This window comes from Massilia sp. TWR1-2-2 (genome assembly GCF_049897565.1).
GTDB lineage: Bacteria > Pseudomonadota > Gammaproteobacteria > Burkholderiales > Burkholderiaceae_D > JAFCUW01.
The window spans coordinates 327,433-351,383 of record NZ_JAFCWM010000001.1 but is presented as its reverse complement, the minus strand read 5'-3'; the positions used below and the strand labels follow the sequence as shown (position 1 = coordinate 351,383).

At 65.9% G+C, this 23,951-nt stretch carries 23 protein-coding genes; 5 read left to right on the top strand and 18 right to left on the bottom strand.

Annotated features, from left to right (window positions below; translation table 11 throughout):
• Positions 1–17: 17 nt before the first annotated feature.
• From ACP7DD_RS01765 to ACP7DD_RS01705, 13 genes are all read right to left on the bottom strand, one after another.
• Positions 18–1,736: an ABC transporter permease gene (locus ACP7DD_RS01765; RefSeq protein WP_426172964.1), complete on the bottom strand. Its 1,719-nt coding sequence runs from the start codon at positions 1,734–1,736 to the stop codon at positions 18–20.
• Between the two features lie 302 nt (positions 1,737–2,038).
• The gene (locus tag ACP7DD_RS01760) at positions 2,039–2,737 is read right to left on the bottom strand and encodes a class II aldolase/adducin family protein (RefSeq protein ID WP_426172963.1); all 699 of its coding nucleotides are present in this window, start codon (positions 2,735–2,737) and stop codon (positions 2,039–2,041) included.
• On the bottom strand, positions 2,727–4,472 hold the full coding sequence (locus ACP7DD_RS01755; RefSeq protein WP_426172962.1) for an ethanolamine ammonia-lyase reactivating factor EutA: 1,746 nt from the start codon (positions 4,470–4,472) through the stop codon (positions 2,727–2,729). The genes ACP7DD_RS01760 and ACP7DD_RS01755 overlap by 11 nt, the downstream gene beginning before the upstream one ends.
• A gap of 4 nt (positions 4,473–4,476) precedes the next feature.
• On the bottom strand, positions 4,477–5,463 hold the full coding sequence (locus ACP7DD_RS01750; protein ID WP_426172961.1) for an ABC transporter substrate-binding protein: 987 nt from the start codon (positions 5,461–5,463) through the stop codon (positions 4,477–4,479).
• A gap of 22 nt (positions 5,464–5,485) precedes the next feature.
• A complete protein-coding gene (locus tag ACP7DD_RS01745) occupies positions 5,486–6,520 on the bottom strand; it encodes a 2Fe-2S iron-sulfur cluster-binding protein (protein ID WP_426172960.1) in 1,035 nt (344 codons plus the stop codon).
• A 64-nt stretch (positions 6,521–6,584) separates the two neighbouring features.
• On the bottom strand, positions 6,585–7,400 hold the full coding sequence (locus ACP7DD_RS01740; protein ID WP_426172959.1) for an IclR family transcriptional regulator: 816 nt from the start codon (positions 7,398–7,400) through the stop codon (positions 6,585–6,587).
• Positions 7,401–7,474: 74 nt separating this feature from the next.
• Positions 7,475–8,275 carry a nickel transporter gene (locus ACP7DD_RS01735; protein WP_426172958.1) on the bottom strand — a complete coding sequence of 267 codons (801 nt, stop codon included), beginning with the start codon at positions 8,273–8,275 and terminating at the stop codon, positions 7,475–7,477.
• 46 nt (positions 8,276–8,321) lie between these two features.
• On the bottom strand, positions 8,322–9,392 hold the full coding sequence (locus ACP7DD_RS01730; protein ID WP_426172957.1) for an ABC transporter substrate-binding protein: 1,071 nt from the start codon (positions 9,390–9,392) through the stop codon (positions 8,322–8,324).
• A gap of 173 nt (positions 9,393–9,565) precedes the next feature.
• The gene (locus ACP7DD_RS01725) at positions 9,566–11,065 is read right to left on the bottom strand and encodes an ethanolamine ammonia-lyase reactivating factor EutA (RefSeq protein ID WP_426172956.1); all 1,500 of its coding nucleotides are present in this window, start codon (positions 11,063–11,065) and stop codon (positions 9,566–9,568) included.
• Positions 11,062–12,261 carry a cupin gene (locus ACP7DD_RS01720; RefSeq protein ID WP_426172955.1) on the bottom strand — a complete coding sequence of 400 codons (1,200 nt, stop codon included), beginning with the start codon at positions 12,259–12,261 and terminating at the stop codon, positions 11,062–11,064. Before ACP7DD_RS01720 ends, ACP7DD_RS01725 begins: the two co-directional genes overlap by 4 nt.
• A gap of 42 nt (positions 12,262–12,303) precedes the next feature.
• Positions 12,304–14,556, bottom strand: a complete 2,253-nt coding sequence (locus tag ACP7DD_RS01715) for a molybdopterin cofactor-binding domain-containing protein (protein WP_426172954.1) — start codon at positions 14,554–14,556, stop codon at positions 12,304–12,306.
• Between the two features lie 3 nt (positions 14,557–14,559).
• Entirely contained in the window at positions 14,560–15,045 is a 486-nt protein-coding gene (locus ACP7DD_RS01710) for a (2Fe-2S)-binding protein (RefSeq protein ID WP_426172953.1), read from the bottom strand.
• 140 nt (positions 15,046–15,185) lie between these two features.
• Entirely contained in the window at positions 15,186–15,734 is a 549-nt protein-coding gene (locus ACP7DD_RS01705) for an SEC-C metal-binding domain-containing protein (RefSeq protein ID WP_426172952.1), read from the bottom strand.
• A gap of 167 nt (positions 15,735–15,901) precedes the next feature.
• Between ACP7DD_RS01705 and ACP7DD_RS01700 the strand changes: the two genes are divergently transcribed.
• The 3 genes from ACP7DD_RS01700 (at position 15,902) to modA (ending at position 18,715) form a co-directional block, all read left to right on the top strand.
• A complete protein-coding gene (locus tag ACP7DD_RS01700) occupies positions 15,902–17,053 on the top strand; it encodes an MFS transporter (RefSeq protein ID WP_426172951.1) in 1,152 nt (383 codons plus the stop codon).
• Positions 17,054–17,144: 91 nt separating this feature from the next.
• Complete coding sequence (locus ACP7DD_RS01695; RefSeq protein ID WP_426172950.1) at positions 17,145–17,942, top strand: fumarylacetoacetate hydrolase family protein; 798 nt, start codon at positions 17,145–17,147, stop codon at positions 17,940–17,942.
• A complete protein-coding gene (gene modA, locus ACP7DD_RS01690; RefSeq protein WP_426172949.1) occupies positions 17,939–18,715 on the top strand; it encodes a molybdate ABC transporter substrate-binding protein in 777 nt (258 codons plus the stop codon). Before ACP7DD_RS01695 ends, modA begins: the two co-directional genes overlap by 4 nt.
• 60 nt (positions 18,716–18,775) lie before the next feature.
• On the opposite strand, the gene ACP7DD_RS01685 is transcribed toward modA, so the two are convergent.
• Both ACP7DD_RS01685 and ACP7DD_RS01680 read right to left on the bottom strand, forming a co-directional pair.
• A complete protein-coding gene (locus ACP7DD_RS01685) occupies positions 18,776–19,306 on the bottom strand; it encodes a chromate transporter (RefSeq protein WP_426172948.1) in 531 nt (176 codons plus the stop codon).
• Positions 19,299–19,886, bottom strand: a complete 588-nt coding sequence (locus tag ACP7DD_RS01680) for a chromate transporter (RefSeq protein WP_426172947.1) — start codon at positions 19,884–19,886, stop codon at positions 19,299–19,301. Before ACP7DD_RS01680 ends, ACP7DD_RS01685 begins: the two co-directional genes overlap by 8 nt.
• 389 nt (positions 19,887–20,275) lie before the next feature.
• Here ACP7DD_RS01680 and ACP7DD_RS01675 point away from each other — a divergent pair, with 389 nt between their 5' ends.
• Positions 20,276–20,899: a LysR family transcriptional regulator gene (locus ACP7DD_RS01675; RefSeq protein WP_426172946.1), complete on the top strand. Its 624-nt coding sequence runs from the start codon at positions 20,276–20,278 to the stop codon at positions 20,897–20,899.
• Here the strand turns inward: ACP7DD_RS01675 and ACP7DD_RS01670 are convergent.
• From ACP7DD_RS01670 to ACP7DD_RS01660, 3 genes are all read right to left on the bottom strand, one after another.
• Entirely contained in the window at positions 20,868–21,155 is a 288-nt protein-coding gene (locus tag ACP7DD_RS01670) for a DUF378 domain-containing protein (protein ID WP_426172945.1), read from the bottom strand. The two genes, ACP7DD_RS01675 and ACP7DD_RS01670, sit on opposite strands and share 32 nt — an antisense overlap.
• An 81-nt stretch (positions 21,156–21,236) precedes the next feature.
• A complete protein-coding gene (locus ACP7DD_RS01665) occupies positions 21,237–21,965 on the bottom strand; it encodes a YcbK family protein (RefSeq protein WP_426172944.1) in 729 nt (242 codons plus the stop codon).
• Between the two features lie 83 nt (positions 21,966–22,048).
• The gene (locus tag ACP7DD_RS01660; protein WP_426172943.1) at positions 22,049–22,576 is read right to left on the bottom strand and encodes a GNAT family N-acetyltransferase; all 528 of its coding nucleotides are present in this window, start codon (positions 22,574–22,576) and stop codon (positions 22,049–22,051) included.
• Positions 22,577–22,805: 229 nt separating this feature from the next.
• On the opposite strand from ACP7DD_RS01660, the gene ACP7DD_RS01655 reads away from it, so the two are divergent.
• Positions 22,806–23,825: a sulfate ABC transporter substrate-binding protein gene (locus tag ACP7DD_RS01655; protein ID WP_426172942.1), complete on the top strand. Its 1,020-nt coding sequence runs from the start codon at positions 22,806–22,808 to the stop codon at positions 23,823–23,825.
• Positions 23,826–23,951 lie beyond the last annotated feature (126 nt).

The window sequence follows — 23,951 nt, the reverse complement described above, 5'->3', positions numbered from 1 at the left end:
CCTGGCTAGATAGATGATCAGGTTTCTTTGACGCCGAATTTCCTGCCGACCCACTGCGCCAGCATCACCAGCATGAACAGGGCGACGATGAACATCACGCCAAGCGCCGACAGTTCGACATACTGGCCGTTCTCCCACAGCTCCCAGATCAGTACCGAGATCACTTCGGTGCCCGGGCTGTAGAGCAGGATCGAGGTCGACAGCTCGCGAATCGAGACGATGACGATGTAGATCCAGCCGGCGATCAGGCCTGGCTTGAGCAGCGGCAGCACGATGCGCTGGAACGTCGTGCCCCACGACGCCCCGCTCATCGCCGCCGACTCCTCGAGCTCCTTGTGAATCTGCAGCATCGACGTCGTGTTGTAGCGCAGGCCGTACGGCATGAAGCGGGTGACGTAAGCGATGAACATGATCCACATGGTGCCGTAGACGCCGATGTCGAAATACAGATAGAAGATCATCAGCGCCAGGCCCAGCACCAGGCCGGGGAACACCATCGGCAGCGAGGCCAGGCTGTCGAGCAGATGGCGTCCCGGTATCTTGGTCTTGACGACGATCCAGCAGATCACCGACGTCAGCAGCATCACCACGGTGGCGCAGCCGACCGCCAGCATCAGGCTGTTGAGGACCGCGTTGATCAGGGTCGGATAGTTGATGATGAAGCGGTAGGCATCGAAGGTCAGGTTCTGCATGGCCGCCATCGACGGCACGCTGTAGAATTTTTGCAGCGACGACCACACCAGCACCAGGAACGGCAGGATGACGATGAACGAGAAGTACAGCAGGAACACCGCCGCCGTCAGGTAGCGCCAGCGGCCAAGGTCCATGGCGCGCGGCCGGAAGCCCTTGCCGGTGACGGTCGAGTATTTGCTGCCCTGGCTCGACAGCTTGGACTGAAAGTAGATGCCGACCGCGGTGATCAGCAGCAGCGTGACGGCATACGACGAGGCCAGGCCGATCTTGCTCGGATAGGCGTGGATGGCCTGGTAAATCGACGACGTGAATACCTGGATGCCGACCGGCAGGCCAAGCAGCGCCGGCACTTCGAACGATTCGATGGCGCGCACGAACAGGATCAGCAAGGTCGCGGCGATCGCCGGCCAGGTCAGCTTGAGCGTGATATGCCAGGCGATCTGCGGCACGCTGGCGCCGCTCATCATGGCCGACTCCTCCAGCGACGGGTCCATCGAACGGAACGCCGCGCTCATGACCAAGAACGCCATCGACGAATAATGCAGGCCGTCGACCCAGATCATGCCGGCCATCGAGTAGATGTTGAAGAAAACGTAGTCGGTGTTGAACCAGCTTTGCAGCAGCAGGTTCAGAATGCCGATCTTCGGGCTCGCCAGCAGGATCCACGCCACCGTAAACAGGATGCCGGGAATGATCAGCGGGATGATCGACAGCGCGAAGAACAGCGACTTGAACGGCGTGTTGGTGCGCTCGTTCATCCATGCCAGCACAGTGCCGACCAGGAAAGCGAAGATCGCGGTGCCGCTGGCGAACGTGACGGAGCTGAACAGCAACTTGAGCGTCTCGACGCTCGTGTAGGCGCTGGTGTAGTTACTGAAAGTGAAAGTGGCGGCCTTGGTGGCGGTGCGCGGCGTGAAGAAGCTCTGCCACAGCAGGAAGAACAGCGGCATCAGCGCGAGGTAGGCGACCACCAGTACGCTGACCCCAATCACCACCCATTTCAAATCGACGTTGCGCCAGCCCTTGGGCGACACTGCAGGCATTCCGCGTCCCGGTGCAATAGCTTCCATGTCGAAGCGTCTCCTCGTAGTTTTATATGGGCCCGTCTGCGCGGGCATTCGGCCGCTTTTCAGCGCCTTTATCGTCGTTCTGCTATGTGGACCATCGGTCCGAAATTTGATGAATTGAATTTACCCATGTGTGGATTTGATGTCAACAACAATCGCTTTTTTTTTCACAATCCTGGGTAAATGTGCGCACGGACCGCGGTAAGGTTTCGCGCAGAGCTAGCAGCGAACGTTTTGCACACCCTTCCCAGCCACGAATCTGCCGCGCGCGCGCCCCATCAGCGCTGCAACTTGCCGAGGTGGTAGTCCCACACCTTGCGCAGCAGGTTCGGCTTCCACAGGTTGCGCGCGATGCTGTCGACCTGCTCGCCCGAGAGCACCGTCACTGGCCCCAGCTGCGCGGCGAGGTGCTGGCGCTGCGCGGTCTCTTCGAGATACACGGCCAGCACGAACGCGCCGACGATGTCGTCGGCCACGGCCACCGAACCGTGCGACTTGAGCATGATGACGCGGCCGTCGCCGAGCGCCTCGGCCAGTTCGGCGCCAAGCTCGCGGCGGTTGATCGACGCGGTCTTGTCGAACACGCGGATCGGCCCCAGCACCGCGGCCTGCATGATCACCGGCTGCACCGGCACGCCGGCCATGCTGAACAGCGTCGACCAGAGCGGGTGGGTGTGCACCACCGCGTTGACGTCGGCGCGGCGCCGGTAGATTTCGGAATGGATGTGAAACTCCATCGGCGGCACGTCGGCGCCGTCGACCAGGTTGCCGTCGAAGTCGATCAGGACGATGTCGGCGGCCGTCAGCGCGCTGCGCACCGAGCGGCCCGAATTAATCAGCATGCAGTCGCGGCCCGGCACGCGCCAGCTGAAGTGGCCGTTGAAGTCGATCACCTGCGCCCGCTCCAGCATCAGGATGGCATCGGCCAGCATCTGCTTTTGTGCGGCGAACTGGCCTGGCTGCGCATCAGTGTTCATGGTCTTGTCCGCGGTCGTGAGTATGCTGTCCCGGCCCGTGGCCGTGGCTATGGGCGTGCGCATGGGCGACGCTGCGCGATCGCACGTGAGGACGGTATTTCAGGTCGTCGCGCACCTTGCCGGCGGCGGTGCGCGGATCCTGGCTGAACACCAGCGACTTCACCGTCACCGGCACCGTCTGCGACGGCATGCGGATGCGCCCGAGGTCGATGTAGTCGAAGTCCCACAGCACCACGCCGTCGATCACCAGGATCTCGCTGACGACGTCCATCTCTTCGCGCAGCAGGTTGCCCAGCGTGTGCGCGAGGTCGCCGTCGAGGATCAGGTACAGCGGCTTTTGCTGCGCCAGCGTGCTCGCCATCGCCTTGACGATGCCGGCGGCGAAGGCGGCCAGGCGCACGTACGACGGCGGCCCGCTCCAGCGGAACGCCAGCGCCACCTCGGCCTCGCCTTCGACCAGGTCGAAGGCCTTGAAGTGCCCGCGTATCGCCTGCGCCAGCGCGTCGGCGTCGATCTCGGCGCCGCAGCGGAACTCCGGCTGCAGCACCTGCAGGTTACGGCGCGGCAGCAGGCGCCCGGGGCTGGAGATATAGGTCGTATTGCCGCTCAGCTGAACCGAATATTCGGATGCGCCCAGCGCGGTGGCGCGGATGCACTCGCCGGCGTCGAGCACCGGCCACGCCAGTGCGCCGGCGTCGAGACGGCGCCGCAGCGCCTGGCCGAGCAGCTGGCCCATGTCGCCGAAGTCGCGCTTTTCGCGCGCGTACACGTATTCGGCCACGCCGCCGGAGAACATCACGCCCTTGACGCCGCCGGTGTCTGCCAGCGGGTCAGTCAGGTACAGCCTCTCAACCGCGTCGGCCGCGCGTGGCGCCAGCGCCTGCAGCAGGGCGCCGGCCATCCAGTCCGCCACCGCCGCCATCTGCGCGCGCGTGACGCTGGCGCCCAGCTGCCAGTCGAACCCGGCCTGCTGCGCGTGATACTGGCCGGCAGGGTCGAGCCGGACGATGCGGCCGTCGGCGTCGACCACCATCAGGCGACCGCCGATGTGCAGCGCCGCGGTGCCCTTTACCTTGCCCGCTTCGACCAGCGCCAGCTTGGTGGTGCCGCCGCCGATGTCGATGTTCAGGACGCGCTGGCCGATGTCGTGCGAGACGCGCGCCGCGCCCGAGCCGTACGCCGCCAGCATCGACTCCATGTGGTGGCCGGCAGTGGCGCAGACGAATTCGCCGCCCTGCTCGGCCAGCACCGCCGCAATCGCCTGCGCGTTCTCGCGCCGCAGCGCTTCGCCGGTCAGGATCACGGCGCCGGTGTCGATGTCGTCCGGGTGCATGCCGGCGCCGGCGTAGGCCTGGTCGATGATGGCGCCGAGCGCCGCCTCGTCGATCCGCGTCTCGCTCTGGTAAGGCGTCAGCGCCACCGGCGACTGGAACAGCGTCTCGCGCTCGACCACGACGTAGCGGCTCGACAGCTCCTCGCCCATGCGGCGCAGCTTGATGCGCGAGAAAATGACCTGGGTGCCGGACGAGCCGATGTCGATACCGACGCTGACCAGCGCCACATGGTCCTGCTGCCACACCGGGTTGTTTTCGAGATCGCCGTCGGCGCCGCCGAAGTCGTCGTGGTCATGATCGGCGTCGTCGCCGTCGTCGTGAACATGATTGAAGTCCTGGCCATACTGGTGGTCGCCCAGGCTGTGGCCGCGCTTGCCCTGCTGCTCGTCGCTGTTGTCCATGTCGTCAGATCTTGAATGATTCGAGTGTTTCGGGGGCGAACAGCTGGGCCGGCGTCAGCAAATGCTTCGACAGCCCCTGTTCGTACGAGTAGCGCAGGAAGGTCGACAGCGTGGCGACGTTCTTCTCGAAGCCGTAGGGCCAGAAGTCGTCGCCCATCTCGCGCCGCGCCTCCTCGACGTGTGCGGTCAGCCACGGCAGCATCGCTTTCAGCGCGGCGGTCTCGTACAGGTCCTGGTAGGTTTCCTGCTGCGCCTGGCAAAACGCCTTGTACAGCGATTGCGCGACCCAGCGGTTTTTTTCGTAGACGTCGCGGCGGATAACCACCGTGTGCATGATCGGGAAGATCTGCGTGCGGCGGAAGTAATCCTGCTCGACCGGGACGAAATCGTCGAACAGGCGCCGCACCTTGTCGCTGCCGTGGAACGACGACGGCATGCGCGCGGTGTACAGCGCGTCGATTTCGCCGCTGGCGAGCATGGCCGACAAGGTCTGGGTCGGGCCGATCCGTTCGAGCCGGATGTTCGACGGCAGGTCGAGCTTGAGCTTTTCGGAGCGGTTCGGCTCCTCCTCGCCGCCGGTGAAATAGGTGACGCTGTCGACCGGCACCTGGTACTCGTCCTGCAGGACGCCGCGGATCCACACCGGCGCCGTCATCTGGTATTCGGGATTGCCGATGCGCTTGCCGATCAGGTCTTTCGGCTCGCGGATGCCGCTGTCCTTGTTTACATAGATGCAGGAGTGGCGGAAGAAGCGCGACGGGAACACCGGAATGGCGATGAACGGGCTGTCCTTGAACAGCGACACCGTGTACGACGACAGCGACATCTCGGCGACGTCGAATTCGCGGTTGCGCAGCATGCGGAAAAACGTCTCCTCGACCGGCATGTTCAGGTAGTTCAGGTCGATGCCGTCGGGCTGGATGCGGCCCTCTAGCAGGCTGCGGGTGCGGTCATAGTTCCAGCAGCCCAGGCTTAATCGTAGTTTTGACACGTGCTCACTCCACATCGGTGAATTAATAGAAAGCGTCGAAGTGCACCTGCGCGCCAGGCACCTTTTCCTCGAACAGCATGCGCTGCACCGCCTGCGCCATCGGCGGCGGGCCGGCGAAATAGATTTCGTGCGACGCCATCGCCACGCCGATCGTTTCGAGCGCCAGCTGGTGGACGAAGCCGAACCTGCCGCGCCACGATTTCTGGTCGGCCTCGTCGGGCGTGGAAATGATCGGATGGAAGTGGAAGCGCTGGCCGAAACCGGGCAAGGCGCGCAGCATGTCTTCGCCGCAGATGTCGCGCACGCCGCGCCCGCCGTAAAACAGGTGCACCTTGATGCCGTCCATCGCCGGATTGGCGGCGACGCCGCGGGCGATCGAGACCACCGGCGCCAGGCCCGAGCCGCCGGCAATGCAGACGATGTCGCGGTCGACGTCGGTACGCAGGTAGGCCATGCCGTAAGGACCGTCGATGGTGACTTCGTCGCCTTTGCGCAAGCTGTCAAACAGCACCGACGTGGCGGCGCCGCCGGCGCTGCGCTTGATCAGGAAATCCCAGCTCGACTGTCCCTGCGCGATGTCGGACATCGAATAGGCGCGCGGGCCGTCCACCCCCGGCAGGTACAGCAAAGCATACTGGCCCGGCTTGAAGTCGATCGGTTCGGGCAGCGCGAAGCGAAATTCGCGCAGGTCGTGGGTCAGCTCGCGGCTCGCCGCCAGCGTGGCGCGCACGCGGCGCGGCACGCTCGCCTGGGCATACTGGGCGCCGGCGCGCGCCTTGACGGTGCAGTCGGACAGCGGGCGCGACTGGCAGCCGAGCACGCGCCTGCGCGCCACATCGCGTTCGCCGAGCGCCGGCGCGCCAGGCCAGTTCGACGCCACATCGCCGGCCACCAGCTCGATCTTGCAGGTGCCGCAGCCGCCGGCATTGCATTCGTAAGGCAGGCCGACCCCGGCGCGCAACGCGGCGCGCAGGATGGTGTCGTCGGCGGCGCAGGGGAACTGCGCCCCGCCGTCGGCGAGCGCGATATTGAACGTGGCAACGATGATCGTCTCCAATGGTTAAGGTTATCCAACTTCGTACAGCGTACCCACCACCGGCAAACGACCGTCGAACGGCCTGCTATGCCAGCCGGTGGGCCCGCGCCGAACGCAGCGGGTGGTAGCCCAGGCGCGTCGATACCGATTCGGCCGCGCTGACCACATCCGGCGCAAACGCGGCCATCACTTTCTTGGTCAGGCGCTGCACCGGCCCGGCGATGCTGATCGCGGCGATCACATTGCCGCTGTGGTCGCGCACCGGCGCGGCGACGCTGCGCACGCCCACTTCGTTTTCCTCGTCCGCGGTGGCGAAGCCGCGCGTGCGGATCAGCGCCAGTTCGCGCTTGAACTCCTCCGCGTCGACGATGGTGTTCGCGGTATGTTCGTTCAAGCCCTCGGCCAGCACCCGCGCCAACACATCGGCCGGCTGGAACGCCAGGATCGCCTTGCCGGCCGCGGTCGAATGGGCCGGCTTGCGCACCCCCACTTCCAGCCGCATGCGGATCGCCTTCTTGGTCTCGAGGCTGTTGATGTACATGATGCTGCTGTTGACCAGGATCGCCAGGTGCACCGACTCCTCGGTCTTGTCGCGCAAGGCCATCAGGACCGGCTTGGCCTCGCTGTAAAAATCCATCTTGCGGCGCACCAGCGAACCGAGTTCGAACACCACCAGCCCGAGGCGGTAGCGGCCGTTCTCCTCGCTCTGCTCGAGCATGCCGGCATCGACCAGCGTACTGGCCAGGCGGTGCACGGTGCTCTTCGGCAGCTTCAGCCGCTTGCCCAGCTCACTGATGCCGATCTCATAATCCTCGTCGGAGAACGTCTTGATCAGGCGGATCGCGTTGGCGACCGACGACAATCGGGTCTTCTCTGCCGCTGGCTTGGTCTTGCGTTCCATTTTTCGTTCCTCTTTCCGTTATGTAGAACGAAGTCTAGCAATGCCGCAGGAGAAACTCAAGTTCGGTACACCTTTTACGCTGCCCGCACCGGCTGCGACAGCCGCATCGCCAGGACGAAGCTGGCAAGCACGATCGCCACCAGGCCGCCGCCCATCAGCAAGCCGGCGCCCTGGATCATTGCGCTCAGGGCCGGCGCAAAATACTTGGCCATGCCGAGCGCCGCAATGGCCAGGCTGAGGAACGCAATCGACAATCCCATCACGCGCGAGGCGATCAGCGCGCGGCGGTTCGTCTTGCGCAATAGCCGCGCCACCCAGAAGCCGTTGACGCCGTCCGTCAGCATCATGCCGAGCATGAACAGCACCCCGAGGCCGATCGAGAACAGCACGCCGGCCAGTTTCGACGCGGTGACGGAAAACAGCGCCGTCAGGCTCATCGTGTCGAACGACAAGGCGAACGCGGCGCCGACGCCGGCGATCACCACCGGATGGCTCGCTTCGGCGAAGCGGCGCAGGAAGCGCCCCTTCAGCCCGACCGGCGCGACCGGCTGGTCGGGCGCGGCGCTGAGGACGGCGCGCAGGTTGGCGCCGCCCAGCGCCAGCAGGAAGACGATCGAGATCCACGCGCCGGCCTGCTCGAGCCAGGCAGGCGCCACCCATTCGGCGGCGCTATAGCCAAGAATGGTTGCCACCAGTGTGACCACCAGGCCGTGGCCGAGGGAAAACAGGAAGCCGGCCCAGCGCGACAGGCGCGGCCGCGTCAGCGCGTTGAAGCGGGCCATGCCATCGATCGTGGCCAGGTGATCGGGGTCCATGCCGTGCTTCATGCCGAGCACGAACACTACCAGCACGAGGCCGAGCCAATCTTGGGGCATTGTATGCATCATTGTCTGATCACTTTCCGGTGGCGCCGCGGCGCCGTCATTTTTTCAGGAACAGCTTGTCCCACAGCGCTTCCCACTTTTCATTCTCGTCGAGCACGGTGGCAGGATCGATCATCGTGTAGGCGAAGCGGTTCAGGGTGCTTTTGACTTTCAGGCTGGACGGCACACGCCCCATCGCGCTGAACAACTCCTGGCCTTCTGACGACAGGACGAAATCGGCAAACAGCAGCGCCGCGTTCGGATGCGGCGCATTCCTGGCCACGCCGATGCCTTGCGGGCGTCCGATGACCGGCTCGACGGCGACCCAGTCGATCGGGCCGCCGCGCCGCTTGAGCGATTCGACTTCGGAGTTGTAGACCGTCAGCGCCACCGGCACTTCGCCGGCGCCGACCATTTCGGTCAACAGGATGTGGCTCTTGCGGATGTCCGGGCGCATCGCCGACAGGCGCTCGAACAGCGTCATGCCGCGCTCCTGCCCGAGCTTCTTGATGACGGTGGCCATCCATTCCGAATCGGTCGCCTCGATGCCGATCTGGCCCTTCCATTTCGGGTCGAGGAAGCCTTCGTAGTGGGCCGGGATGTCTTCGCGCTTGATCTTGGCGGTGTTGAAGGCGACCACGAAAAAATTCAGACGGTCGGTGACCCACAGCCTGCTCGGCGCCACCGCGTTCGGCGGCAGGTCGGCCAGGTGCGGGCTGTAGAACTCGGCGAGCAGCTTTTCGCGCGCCAGCATCTCCATCTCCGGACCGTTGGTCTCGAGGACGTCGACCGAGTAGCGGCGCGCCTGGCCTTCGGTCACCGCGCGCTGCACGACCTTGTCGCTGGTGGTGCGCCACAGCTCGACCTTGATGCCGTATTTTTTCTCGAACGCCTGCGCCAGCGGGGTCGATTCGCGCGTCGCCAGCGACGTGTAGACGACGACGCTGCCTTCCTGCTTTGCCCTCTCCACGAGGCGTGCATCGCGGTCGGCGCCGCGGTACATGTACAGCGCGTCGCTCTTACCGGCGGCCGGGGCCTGCGCCGCGGCCGGCGCACACAGCGCGGCGGCCAGCAGCGCGCAGCCGCACCATTGCATCAATCGGCTGGCGCGCACGTCAAGGTGGTTCATGGCTGCTCCTGTGAGAAACGACACGATGTCCGGCTCGCACTTGCCGCCGTGCGCGCTGCGCTGCGGACGGCTGGTGCTCGGGTTTATTGTAGGGCCAATTCGACGCAACAGCAAGAAATGAAACGCAGTTCCATATAAAGGAACCCAAGCGAGGATCGTTGCGGGCGCCCATGTCAGCCCGCGCGCAGCCCGGGCGCCGCCGACGCCGGAAACACCAGCGACTTGATCACCACCGGCACCGCGCCGGACGCCGGCAGCAGCGCGCCGATGTCGATGTAATCGAAGGCCTTGAGCGTGATGCCGTCGATCGACACGATCTGGCACGCCAGCGCCAGCTCCTGGCGGCAATGCATGCCGACCAGGCCGCCGACGTCGCTGTCGCCGACCAGCACCAGCGGCAGGCCGCGTGCCAGCAGCACCGCCATGCCATCGGCCATGGCGCGGCAAAAGGCGTCGAGGCGGGCGAAGGTGGCCGAACCCTGCCAGCGGTAGCACAGCGCCACGGCGCGCTCGCCGTCGTGCAGGTCGAACTGGCGCAGCGCCGCGCGCACCGCGGCGGCCAGCGCGCCGGCGTCGAGGACGTCGGCGTCGAGCGCCAGCGCCGGGGTGATCACGGCGACGTTCTTGAGCGGCAGGAGAGCCGCCGGCGCAATAAAAATCGTGCCGCCGCTGACCTGCACCGTGTACTGCGAGGCGCCGACGACAGTGGCGCGAATGCCCTGGTCGGGCTGTTCGATGCGCGGCCCCCACTGCTGCGCGCGCGCGAGCACGGCGCGCGCCAGCGCCGCGCCAAGGTCGCCAAAGGCGCCGCCCTCGCGTCCGTAAATGTATTCCGAGACGCCGCCGGAAAAGGTCAGCACGTCGGGCGCGCGCTCGTTCTTCATCGGCTCGAGGCGCAGCAGCGCGGCCAGTGCGGCGTCGACCGCCGGCAGCCGCACCGCCTGCATCAGCCGGTCGGCCATGTTCTCCACCATCCGTTGCAGCAGCGCCGGGTTGGGCGCCGCGCCGAGTTCGAGCCACAGGCCGGCTTCGGCGGCGAAGCGCGCGCCGGCCGGCTCGATGCGCGTGACGCGGCCGCCTTCGTCGAAGCAGACGATGCGCGCGCCGATGTCGATGGCGGTCAGTTCGGCCAGTTCGCCGCGTTCGCAGACGGCGATCTTCGAGGTGCCGCCGCCGATGTCGATGTTCATGACGCGCGCCGCCTCGCGCACCGAACGCGCCGCGGCGCCGGAGCCGAAGGCGGCCAGGGTCGCCTCGAGCGCGTCGCCGGCGCTGACGGAGACGAATTTTCCCGCTTGCGCGGCAAACAGGTCGCCGATCGCGCGCGCATTGCTGCGGCGTACGGCCACCCCGGTGAGGATCAGCGCGCCGGTGTCGATCTCGTGCGGCGCGACGGCGGCCAGCGCGTACTGGCGTTCGATGAAGCGGCCGAGCGCCGCGGCATCGATGGTGGCGTCGGCGCAGTAAGGCGTCAGCATCACTTCCGACTCGTGCAGCAGGCGCCGCTCGGCGACGACGTAGCGGTTGTCCATCCGTTCGAGCACGATGCGGGAAAACACCAGGTGCGAGGTGGACGAACCGATGTCGACGCCGACGCTGAGCAGGCGGATCTCGTCTTCTTCCTCCAGGGCGCGGCCGATGCTGCTGAAGAAGATGCGGCCGTCCTCGCTCATCGCGCCGGCGGCATGAACCAGGCGGGATCCATGCGATTTTGCACCTTGTTCTGGCGTAGCGTCGCCTCGTACTCGCGGCGGATGAAGGGATCCTCCATCCAGTACGGAATCGCGGTGCCGCCCTCGTGCACGTCGATGGCGGTGTAGTCGGTGTGCTTCTCGCCCGGCGGGCCGGCGTCGCGCCCCGGATTGTGCGGGCCGAACCAGGCGGTCAGGCGGAACGGCTCTTCCGAGACGCTGAAGTGCTGGTGGTACCAGCGCGCGCCGCCCGGCGCCGCGGTCACCAGTCCGACCGGCTCGTAGTCGAGCCGGCGCACCTGGTCGGCATGGCCGTCCTGCCACGGCGTCACGCCGAGCTTTTCCGGCCAGGTGTAGGTGTAGCCTTTGCCGCGCAGGCAGATCAGCACCGCCGCCGAGGTGTGCGCGTGGCCTTTCGAATAGCGGCCGTTCTCGTGCTGGCCGATCCAGAAGTAGAAGCAGTTCTGTGTCATGAACGGCTCGATGCGGCGGTAACCGGGCGAGCGGCGGTTATCGAGCGGCAGCTCGCAGTGCATGGCGTCGGGGATCAGGTTGGTGCGGCACATCGCCAGGCCGCGCACCGGATCGGGCTCGATCTCGTCGCGGGCGCGGTAGAAATCGTCGGCGCTGCTGAAGCGGTCGGTAAACACGAACGGATTGTTGAATACCGCATTGAAGTTGTTGATCATGTTGATCACATTCGGCGCCGTATTACCCGCCAACAGCAGCGCGCCGCTCGAAGTGGCATTGACGATGCGGAACAGCGCGTTCATCGGAATCGAGAACATCGAGCCGGCCTGCCATTCGAACACGTGCTTGCGGCTGTCGCCCTCCTGCCACACTTCGGTGGTGCCGCGTCCCTCGACGACCAGGTAGATCTCTTCGAACATGTGCTTCTCGACGTTGAGCGCGCCGGCCGGCGGCACCTCGACGACATAGCAGCCCCACTTGCCCTCGGTGCCGTACAGCTGGATGAAGTGGCCGCGGCCGCCCTTGCGCTTCCACGGGAACAGCGGCAGGTCTTGCACCCGGCTGATACCGAGGCCGCGGAACACCGGCACCCCCTCCTCCTCCATGAAGGCATCGTACGGCGTCGGCTGCTTGCTGAAGTGGCCGAAGCCAGCCTTCTTGTTCCCGGATGGCTCATGCCAGTGGGTGCGGTCTTTGTCATGCGGCATACTGGGTCTCTTCTCGGTGGGCGGATAAAATGGCGCCGCGCGTCAGGCGGCGCGAAAGGCGGCGCGCAAGGCGGCGCTGGTAAACGGCACACGCCGGATGCGCACTCCGGTGGCGTCGAACAGCGCGTTGCCGATCGCGGCGGCGACCGGCCGCGTCGACGGCTCGCCGGCGCCGAGCGACTTGGCGTCGACATGGTTGTTGACGATCTCGATGTCGATGGCGTCTGGCATGTCGGCCATTTCGGCGACCGGGTAGGTGGCCCAGTCGACGCTGGTGACGCGCGACGGCGTGAACTCGACCTGTTCGTACATGGCGCGGCTCATCGCCTGGATCAGATTCGCCTCGATGGTGCCGGCCAGGCTCATTGGATTGACGACGAAGCCGCAGTCGTGCGCGACCACGAAGCGGGTCACGCGCATCTTCCCGCTGTCCATATTCACTTCGACTTCGGCCACCAGCGCGACCATCGTGCCGGCGCGCGGCGCGTAGGCGATACCGCGCCCGCGCACCACGCCGGCGCGCTTGCCGGCCGGCGCCGGCCGCGCCACCCAGCCGGCCTTGCGCGCCACCGCCGCGACGACGGCGCGATCGCGCCCCTCGGCCAGGTGCGCCAGGCGGAATTCGACCGGGTCGCGGCCGGCCCGGTGCGCCAGTTCGTCGATGAAGCACTCGCTGGCAAAGCACATCGACATGCCGTCCGGATCGCGCAGGTGGGCGGTGCGCAGCCCGGTCGGCAGCGACTGCTCCCACGCCACCAGGTGGCTCGTCTTGCGCTTGTTGGGGAAGCGGTAGTTCTCATCCGAATACTGAAACAGGTCGCTGCTCTTCGCCTTGGCGCCGCCGATCAGCTGCACCGACAGCGCGTCGCCCGGCGCGTCGGTGCCGGACGGCCGGATCCGGCCCGAATAGCCGCGCGCCTCGAGGTCGTAGGCCAGCACCTGGCCGGCGCCGTCGAGCGCGCCGCGCATGCGGGTCGTCACCGGCGGGCCTTTCGGGTCCCAGCCGGTGCCGTCGGCGCGCGAATACTGCAGCCGCACCGGCCTGCCGACGGCGCGCGACAACAGCGCCGCGTCGATCGCGGCGTCGTCGGCGTCGTTCATGCCGTACGAGCCGGGGCCGGCAACCCACACCACGCGCACTTTTTCGGCCGGCTGGCCGAGCAGGCCGGCGAGAGCCTTGCGCAAACCGTAAGGTTTCTGCCCGCCCATCCAGACGGTTGCCCCATCGGCCGTGACGTCGGCCAGCGCGCACGCCGGCCCCATGCACGCGTGCGACTGGAACGGATAATCATAACGCGCCTCGACGACGCCGGCGGCGCCGGCCAGCGCGGCATCGACGTCGCCGACGTCGGTGCCGCGCTTGCTCGACTTGGGGGTGCTGGTGCGCAGCGTCTCGTACAGCGCGTCGTACGAGGCCGAGAACATCGGCTGCGGGCGCGACCAGGTCAGCTTGAGCTCGCGCGCGGCGGCGATGGCCTGCTCCTCGCGGCGGCACACCACGCCGACGAAATCGCCTTCGGCGACGATCTTCACCAGGCCGGGAAATTTCTGCCCGGGCGCCACCGCCAGCAGGCGCGCGCCGGCTTCGGGCGGACGCACCACGCGCCCGTGCAGCATCCCCGGCACGCGCTGGTCGACCAGGTAGGGATAGGCGCCAACCACCTTGGCCGGGATGTCGAAACGCTGGACCGGCTTGCCCACCAGCGTGTAGCGGGCCGGCGGCTTGGCCTCGACCTTGTCGCTCAGCTGGAGGTCGAAGCGCTTGCCGCCAATAAGCTCGCCATAACCGACGCGGCGCTGCGGGTCGGCGGCGACACTGACGACACCGTCGGCGACGACCAGCTGGTCGGCCGGCGCGCCGAGTCGCTGCGCCGCCATGGCGAGCAAGGTGTGGCGCGCCTGCGCGCCGGCGCGGCGCAGGATCGGGCCGGCGGTGATGATGCCGTTGCTCGAGCCGGTGCCGCGCTGGTCGACCGTGGTTGCGGTATCGCCCATGCGCACCTGCACCCTGGCCAACGGGACGTCAAGTTCTTCGGCGATGATCTGGGCGAACGAGGTGCCGATGCCCATGCCCGCCTCGATCTTGCCGACCGAGGCGATCACGCTGCCGTCGGGCAGCACCGCCAGCCACGAGTCGAGCATGTCGGGCGCGATCGTCAGCGGGAACGATGCCGCCTCGGCGGCGGCCGGCAGCGGCAGCGGCAGCGCCCACGACACCACCAGCGCGCCGGCGGTGCCGAGAAAGCGGCGCCGCGACAACCCGGCGTCCACGTCGATATCATCGGTGTGCGCCATGATCTACCCTTTCGCCAGTTCGATGGCTGCGCGCTTGACCGCGCGCAGGATGCTCATGTGGGTGCCGCAGCGGCACTTCAGGCCTGCCAGGCCCTCGCGCAGTTCGGCGTCGCTCGCATTCGGCTTCGCTTTCAACAGCGCCGCCGACGTCATGATCCAGCCGTTGATGCAGTAGCCGCACTGCGCCGCCTGTTCGTCGATGAAGGCCTGCTGCACCAGATGCAGCGCCGCGCCGGCCGGCGCCGTGGCGGCCAGTCCTTCCAGCGTGACGATGCGCTTGCCTGCGACCGCGGCGACCGGCGTCACGCACGAGCGCACCGCAGCGCCGTCGACGTGCACCGTGCAGGCGCCGCACTGCGCCAGGCCGCAACCGAAGCGCGGACCGGTCACGCCGAGATCGTTGCGCAGTACGTACAGTAAAGGTGTATCGGGGGCAGCGGCGATGTTCTGCGGCTTGCCGTTGACGGTCAATTTGATGGCGGCGGACATGGGTCATCTCCTCAGAGGGAATCGCGTAACGCTGGCTGAGTAGATGTTTTATAGCGCATCGCCGCGCGTGTCAAGAAAAAATGGAACCAAGTTCCATATAAAGGAACGCAGGCGAATGCTGCGCTGCAGCGCCCGCGCCCTCACCACATCGGCAGGCCGCTCTGGGCGCGTTGCAGCATATCCTGCTGAAACTGGGCGGGACCGAAGCCAAGCTTTTCGCCGGCGATCTCGTAGAAGAACGGCCGCCCGGTCTGCATCGAGAAACGCTGCATCGCCGCCAGCAACGCGCCATCAGGATCCTTCCCCGCTGAGCGCAACAGGTAGGCCGGCTGGTCGCGCCAGCGCACATTGGCGATGATCACGCCGCACAGGTCGGGCCGCAGGGTGTCGGGAAACGGGCTGGCCGGCGCCATCCACGCGCAGACGAAGGTGCGGCACGGCGACTCGGGCCGCTCGCCGTAGATGGTGCAGCCGCCGGCGCCGACGAAATGGCATGGGGTGCCCGGTTTCATTGCATGGCCGTGGATGGTGCCGACCATCCAGCCATCGCAGCAGGCGGTGCAGGTGCCGCACGAACGCGACGATGGCGGCGCCGGCGCGGCCGGCCGCAGCGCGATAATTTTGCCGCAACACTGCTTGTATTTACTGCCGCTGCCGCACGAGCAGGGGTCGTTGCGGCCAGGTTTCATCGCACCATCGCATCCATTGGGACAATCGCATCGGTCGATGCGTGTATTTTTCAACAATTCCGATATGCGGAACCAAGGTCTACATATCAGCACGATCTTATACTAGAATCAGCAGACGATGCCGTCAAGCGTGGCGTCGCGTGCGGGTTGCGATCACCGGGAGTGGCATGGCCGTCTACCTTACCGTATTGCTGTCAGTGCTGAACCAGATCGGCCTGAAAGGCAGCAAGATGCTGGTCGCGCTGTATGCGATCGAACTGCACGCGAGCCCGTTGACGATCGGCCTGCTGATTTCGATGTACGCGATCTTCCCGCTGCTGCTGGCGGTGTACGCCGGCCGCTATTCGGACCGCGTCGGCATGCGCCGGCCGATGGTGTTCGGCTCGTTCGCGCTGTGCGGCGGCATGCTGGTGCCGACCATGTTCCCCGGGATGGCCGCGCTGTTCGTCTCGGCGGCGGTGATCGGCACCGCGAATATTTTTTTCCACGTCGCCTCGCACAACCTGATCGGCGCGCTCGGCAGCCAGGCCGAGCGCACCGCCAACTTCGGCACCTTCAGCCTCGGTTCGGCGCTGTCGGGCATGGGCGGGCCGATGCTGGTCGGCTTCATGGTCGACCGCGGCGGCTACACGGCCAGCTATTATGTGCTGGCGGCGGTGACGATCTGGCCCGGCCTGTTCATGCTGTTCTGGCACCGCTTCATCCCGCCGCCGCGCGCGCACGCCCAGGCGCGGGCGCACGGCAGCGCCCTCGAACTGCTGCAGATCCCGCGCCTGCGCAACACCCTGCTCACCAGCGGCGTGATCCTGACCGGGATGGACCTGTTCAATTTTTACATGCCGATTCACGGCCGCGCGATCGGCCTGTCGGCATCGGCGATCGGCGTGATCATCGGCATGCAGGCGGCGGCCGCCTTCGTGGTGCGCATGTGGATGCCGGCGATGAGCCGCAAGTACGGCGAGATGCGGGTGCTGACCTGGTCGCTGCTCGTGTCGGGCGCGACCTTCCTGCTGCTGCCGGCGTTCCGCGACCCGGTAGTGCTGGCGGCGGTGGCTTTCCTGCTAGGACTCGGGCTCGGATGCGGCCAGCCGCTGTCGACGATCCTCACTTACAACCATTCGCCGCCCGGGCGCTCCGGCGAAGCGCTCGGCATGCGGCTGACGGTCAACAAATTCACCCAGATCATGGTGCCGCTGGTATTCGGCTCGCTCGGCAGCGCGTTCGGCATCGTGCCGATCTTCGCCACTACCGCGCTGCTGCTGCTGGGCGGCGGCATCAACAACGCCCGCCACGAGAAGGACATCGACCCGGCGCCGTAAGCGCGCGGCCGCGGCGGTGCCGGCGCCCTCATTTGTTGCAGTGCACTTTCGTACCACAACCGGCAGTACCTATACCCTCAAAAGGAGACATATGGACAAGACGATGAATCGGCGCGCGATGTTGCAGGCAGCAGGACTGATGACAGCGGGGACGGTAGCCGGCTGCGCGCTGCCGGTCGGCGCCAGCGACCGGGTCAAGACGCCGTTCGCGGTGGCGCAGACGCTGGTGCCGATCGTCGGCAGCAGCGAGATGTTCCCGGTGCGCCGCATCTACTGCATCGGCCGCAACTACGCCGCCCATGCGCGCGAGATGGGCTCGGACCCGAACCGCGAACCGCCGTTCTTTTTCCAGAAGCCGACCGACGCCGTGCAGTATGTGGCGCCGGGCACCACCGCCGACCACCCGTATCCGGCGCTGACCAAGAACTACCACTACGAGATCGAACTGGTGGCGGCGATCGGCAAGGGCGGGCGCAACATTTCGATCGAGCGCGCGCTCGATCACGTGTTCGGCTATGCCATCGGGCTGGACATGACGCGGCGCGACCTGCAGCGCGGCATGGGCGACCAGAAGAAGCCGTGGGAGATCGGCAAGAGCTTCGACCGCTCGGCGCCGATGGGGCCGATCCATCCGGTGGCGAGCATCGGCCACTTCGAAAAAGGCACCATCTGGCTGAAGGTGAACGGCCAGCAGAAACAGAATTCGAACCTGCAGATGATGATCTGGTCGGTCGCTGAGCAGATCAGCAAGCTGTCGGAGGCGTTCGAGCTGATGCCGGGCGACGTGATCTATTCCGGCACGCCGGAAAATGTCGGACCGGTGGTGGCGGGCGATGTCATGGAAGGCCACATCGACCGCCTGCCGAATCTGTCGGTGCGCATCGTATGACGGCGCGCCGGCCGCCGCCGCCGCCGCTGTCGCGCCTGGCCTGCGGCGCCGCACTGGCGCTGCTGACGCACGGCGCCGCGGCGCTGGCCGCCGACATCAAGGTAATCAGCGCGGCGGCGGTGCAGGTGCCGGTGACCGAGCTGGCCGAGCAATTCGAAAAGGCCACCGGCCACCGCGTCGTCTTCGAGTTTTCCACCGCCGGCGGGGTCGAGAGCAAAGTGCGCGGCGGCGCCCGCAACGACCTGGTGATCAACGCCGCCGAGCGCCTGAAAGGGCTCGCCGCCGATGGCCTGGTGGCGCCGGCGGCGCGCTCGCTGGGCGTGGTGCGCATGGGCGTGGCGGTGCGCAAGGGCGGCAAGGTGCCCGACCTGAGCAGCGCCGCGTCGTTTCGCGCGTCGCTGCTCGGCGCCGACAGCATCGCCTACGGCGACCCCGCAAGGGGCGCCACCACCGGCATCCACTTCGGCAAGATGCTCGACAAGCTGGGCATCGGCGACGCGGTGCGCGGCAAGTCGCATCTGGCGGCGAACGGCCTCGAAGTGATGCAGCTGGTCACCAACGGCAAGGCGGAAATCGGGGTCACGCAGATCAGCGAAATCCTGCATGTCAAGGGCGATACGCTGGTCGGTCTGCTGCCGGCCGAACTGCAGCTGGCGTCGAACTATGGCGTCGCGCTTGGCAGCGCCACGCCAGGCACGGCGGCGGCGCAGTTTGCCGACCTGCTGGTCAGCGCCGAAGGCAGCGCGCGCTTCCGCCACGCCGGCTTCGACTAGCGGCGCAACGGTGCGGCGCCCGCTGTGCGGGGCGCCGCACCGCACCTGCGGCGAAGCGCGCTAGGCGATGAAGAACACCGCAAGGTACAGCGCGATCACCAAAAAAATGACCAGGTAGGGATTGGCCTTGGTGGTGTACAGCACCGCCATCGCCGCCGCTGTCGTTGCCCATCCAAGCGCGCCGAGGCGCAGCGCCTGCAGGATCGTCAACGCGCCGGCGAAGATCAGGCCGACCGCGATCGGCGCCAGGCCGCGCTCGATCGCCATTCTCCAATGCCCGCCTTCACTGCGGTGCCAGAAAGTAGTCGCCGTCATGAATGCCAGTGACGACGGCACATACATCGCCAGGGTCGCCACCAGCAGGCCGGAGATGCCGCCCAGGTGCCAGCCGATCAGCGATGCGATCAGCGTGTTCGGTCCGGGCGTGGCGCGCGAAATGGCGAACATGTCGGCAAATTGCTCATTGGTGAGCCAGTGGTAGACATCGACCGTCTGATGCTGGATGTCGGCGATGATCGCCTGGCCGCCGCCGATCGACAGGATCGACAGCGGCGCAAACACCAGGATCAGGCGCAGCAGCAGGTTATCCATGCGGCCTCCGCGCCGCCAGCGCGATGCTGAGCGGGGCCAGCACCGCCACCACAGGCACCATCGACCAGTGCAGCACGCCGACGGCCAGGAAGGTGGCCAGGCCGATGACGATGATGGCGGGCCGGCGTTCGATCTTGCGCGCCACTTTCAGCCCGGCGGCCAGGGTCGCGCCGACGCCGACGGTGGCAATGCCGATCAGCAGGAAGTGCGTCAGCGGGAAGTGCGCCAGCCGCGCATACAGCGCGCCGGCCGCCAGCACGATGCAGATCGCCGGCGCCACCATGCCCAGCGTGGCGACCAGCGCGCCGCTCCACCCGCGCAAACGCTGGCCGACGTACAGCGACAGATTGACCGGATTGGCGCCCGGCAGGATCTGGGCGATCGTGACGCCGGCGAGGAAGTCGGTTTCGGTCAGCCAGCGGCGCTCCTCGACGACGGCGCGGTAGATCCACGCCTGCGTGCTGCCGCCGAACGAAGTCACCCCGACCTTGACGAAACAGAGGAACAACTGCCACAGCAGCACGGCGGGCATGGCCGTCGCTGCAGCGGCCGGATCACATGGCCGGGTTGATTCTTCCAAGTTTGCCTCGCAGTGTGGAGAGTGCGCATAGATATTCCGTATAGAAGAACGACGTTCCCATTCTTCGAATATCGAAGGTATCACCGGTCGTATTCGCATGTCAACAGCGGACATGTTACAAGCCCTGGCGGCGCGCACCGACAGGGCCTGCGAACCGCGCCGCGGCCGCTGCCGTCAGCGGCGCGCGCTCGCGGCCGGTAGCGGTCAGGCGGCAATTGCGCCATGGCGCCCCCTGGTTTTTACCGATTTCTTTGGTGTTGCCGCCAAGTTGGTTTGTCGAGGTACCCAGCTGATTCCTGCAACGCAATCTAGGTGGACACATCATTGCGGAACCCCTTTTCGGGTGAACGCTATACCGATTCGGTACGACATATGCCGTAATCGGCAACATGCATCTAAAGCAATTGCGATACTTTCTCGCCTTGGCGCAAGAAGGCAGTTTCAGCCGGGCGTCCGCGCAGTTGCACATGGCGCAGCCTCCGCTGACGCGGCAGATTCATGGCCTGGAAGAGGAACTGGGGACGACGCTGTTCATACGCACTCCGCACGGGGTCGAGCTGACCGGCGCCGGCGAGGTGATGCGACAGGAGGCGCCAAATATCCTGGCGATGGTGAAGGCGGCCAGGGAGAAAACCCAGTACGCCGGTAAAGGCTACCTGGGGCGCCTCGACGTCGGCATCTTCGGCTCGGGCAACGACGGCCTGCGGCTGGTAGTGGGCCAGGAAGTCGAGGACGTACTGACCGGCATCGCGCTGGTATCGGCGCGCTTTGGCCGGTGCATTACCACCGCATCGGCCACCAGCCCGCGCCTGCCGGGCGTGCTCTACCGGCCGCTCGACCCGCAATGGCTGCGCGATGTCGAACTGTGCGTGCTGTACCGGCAAAACGCCCAGTCACCGATCCTGCACGCGTTCCTCGACATCATGCAAAGTCGATGCTGGCATCGCGCAGCGCCGGCCGGCAGACCTGAGCAAAAGAGGTTCAGTGTCGCGACGCCGCCGCCATCTTGCTGATCAGGTAGATCGCATACAGCGCGGCCAGGCCCACTACCACGTAGATAAATCGCGTCACCGGCGTCTGGACGCCGAACAGCGTTGCCACAACGTCGATGCTGAACAGGCCCACCATCGCCCAGTTCAGACCGCCGATGATCAGCAGTGCCATTGCAACGTAGTCGAGCGCCGCCGTCCTGGCCCCGTGATGCGTGCCGTTTGTCGTGCGGCGCTCAGGGATGTGGCGGCGGTCGTTGGGAATATTCATGGTTGCCATAGCTATCTCCTCGAATCAGTTGAACCCCGACGTGCGACGGGCACTGATTTGGACAACGCGATACCTGACAAAGTTTGGAAACTAGCCTTTCCAGGTGCGTTTAAGGCCCGTATCGGCGTGAATCCAGCCGCCGCGCGGCCCCTCGCGGTAATAGAATCCCACCCCGCCCTGCCGAAAACTGCGTACCAGCCCGCCAAGCACCTCGGCGTTCAGGTTGGCGATGCGGATGTCGGCGGCCTTGCCCTCGATGTGCAGCGACTGACGCGCCGCCGGCACGCCCTGCTCGATCAGCTTGCCGTTCGACTTGGCGGTGCGGTAACCCGACAGGACTTCGAGCGGCTGCTCCATGCCGTAGCGCGCCAGGAACGCCTGCGTGCCCCACAGCGTTTCGAACAGCTTCGGGTCGATCGGCGCGGTTTCCTTGCCGACGACGTCGCGCATGATGTGGCACAGTTCCTGGTAGGCCGAATCGATGACTTCGCCGTCGCGCCAGTACAGCACCCGCGCCTTTTCGCCGGACTGAGGGCGGATCACCGACAGCATGCGCGGCTTGAGCCAGAAGTCCATGTCGAGCGCCTGGGCGTCGAAGATATCGGGCGGCGGCGCCATCTCGGCATTGCCGGCTGACTGGGCCGGCGCGCGCGCGGGCGGCGCCGTGCGGCTGGCGGTGCGCACGGCGACCGCGGGCTTGGCCGCGGAGGCAGGCGGCGGCGGGCTGGCCGGCGCGGCGCAGCCGATCAGCGGAACGGTCAGCGCGCCGAGCGTGGACAAGCATAAACCGTGTTGGAGAAATTCTCTGCGCGAAGCCATATGGTACCCATCAATAGGAGGCGCACACTATAACGCAGGCGCTGCGCGCACGACAACGGATTCGATCGGGAAAATGGCGGGTGTTACTTGACGCCGCAGTTGCAGAAGCGCTTGGCCGCACCGCCGGCGGCCTCCGGCTCGGCGTCGAGCTGCTTCCAGAAGAAGTCCGAGTCGATGCCGTAGCAAGTTCTTTCCTTGCCGGCAAAGGTGTAGCCGTTGCGTGCGTAAAAGTCGCTCCCGGCGGTGGTGCTGTGCAGCTTGACGACGCCTATGCCCCAGTCGCGCGCCTTCGCTTCGACGCCGTCCAGCAGCGCCTTGCCAACGCCGCCATGCTGCGCTTCGGGCAACACATAGCACAGCGACAGCTTGCCGGCCTGGGTCAGCAGCGCGACGCCGACGACTTCGCCATCGCGTTCGGCCACCAGCGTGTAGTTGGTCGGCCAAGTCAGCCAGCAGGCCACGTTCTCTGGCGTCTTGTTGCCCAGCCACGCGGCCAGCTTCTCGGAGTTGTTCTGGTGATCCTGCACGCAGCATTCCTCGATAGAGCGGCGCAGCACGCTGCACGCTGCAACGGCGTCTTCTGGTGCTGCCGAACGAATCTGAATACCCATGGTGGTGATCATAAAGCAATGATTAATAGAATAAGGTATTGCTACCGTTCAAGATACATATAAAAGACTATACACCGAAGCGCCGCCGTTTGCCCGTTGGGTCCGCTCGCCGTCGTGCCATTGCGGCATCGCTACAACGTTGCCATCTAAGCATATGACGAAACTGTTCTTCCATTTCCACCATCAATTGTCGGACTATGCGTTACTGTCCACACACCGCGAGAACAAGATGACCAAACCAACGCTGCTCCCGACACGCCGCTTCATCGCCGCCCTGCTGTTGGGTGCGCTGGCCCTGCCGCTGGCAACGCGCGCGGCCGACGACGTCGAGCTGCTCAACGTGTCGTACGACGTTGCGCGCGAATTGTACAAGGACATCAATCCGGTGTTTGCCGCCGACTGGAAGAAGAAGACGGGCGAAACCGTCATCATCAAGCAGTCGCACGGTGGCTCGAGCAAGCAGGCGCGTTCGGTGGCCGACGGCCTCGAGGCGTCGGTCGTGACGATGAACCAGGCCAACGACATCGACATGCTGGCCGACCGCGGCCTGGTGACGCAGGACTGGGCAAAAAAATTCCCCAACAATGCGGCGCCATATTACTCGACCATGGTGTTTCTGGTGCGTAAAGGTAACCCGAAGCAGATCAAGAACTGGGACGACCTGGCCAAGCCGGGCGTCAAGGTTGTCATTCCGAACCCTAAAACGGCCGGCAACGGCCGCTACACCTACCTGGCCGCGTGGGGCTCGGTGCTCAAGAAAGGCGGCACCGAAGCGCAGGCGCGCGAACTCGTCACCCGCATCTTCAAGAACGTGCCGGTGCTCGACGCCGGCGGGCGCGCCGCCACCACCACCTTCACCCAGCGCGAGATCGGCGATGCGCTGGTGACGTTCGAGAACGAAGTGCAAATGGTGCGCAGTGAATTTGGCGACAACTTCGAGGTGGTGTACCCGCCCAACTCGATCCTGGCCGAGTCGCCGGTCGCCGTCATCGACAAGGTCGTCGACAAGCGCGGCGTGCGCAAACAAGCCACCGCTTACCTGAACTTCCTGTATTCGGAAGCCGGCCAGGAAATTGGCGCCAAGCACTTCCTGCGGGTCCGCTCGCCGGCGGTGGCCAAAAAATTTGCCGCCAACTATAAACCGATCGCGCTGTTCACCGTCGACGAGCTGTTCGGCGGCTGGAAACAGGCGCAGAAGAAGCACTTCGACGACGGCGGCGAGTTCGACAAGATTTACCAGCCGAAATAATTGCAGCCCGCTCAGATGGTCTGTTTAAAAAGCCTCTGCCGCAAAGCAGGGCCTTTTTTTCATGTTTGTTACAAGTTGAGGCCGCTTTATGCTTGTGCGCCATAGACACACCCCCATGTTGGTGAT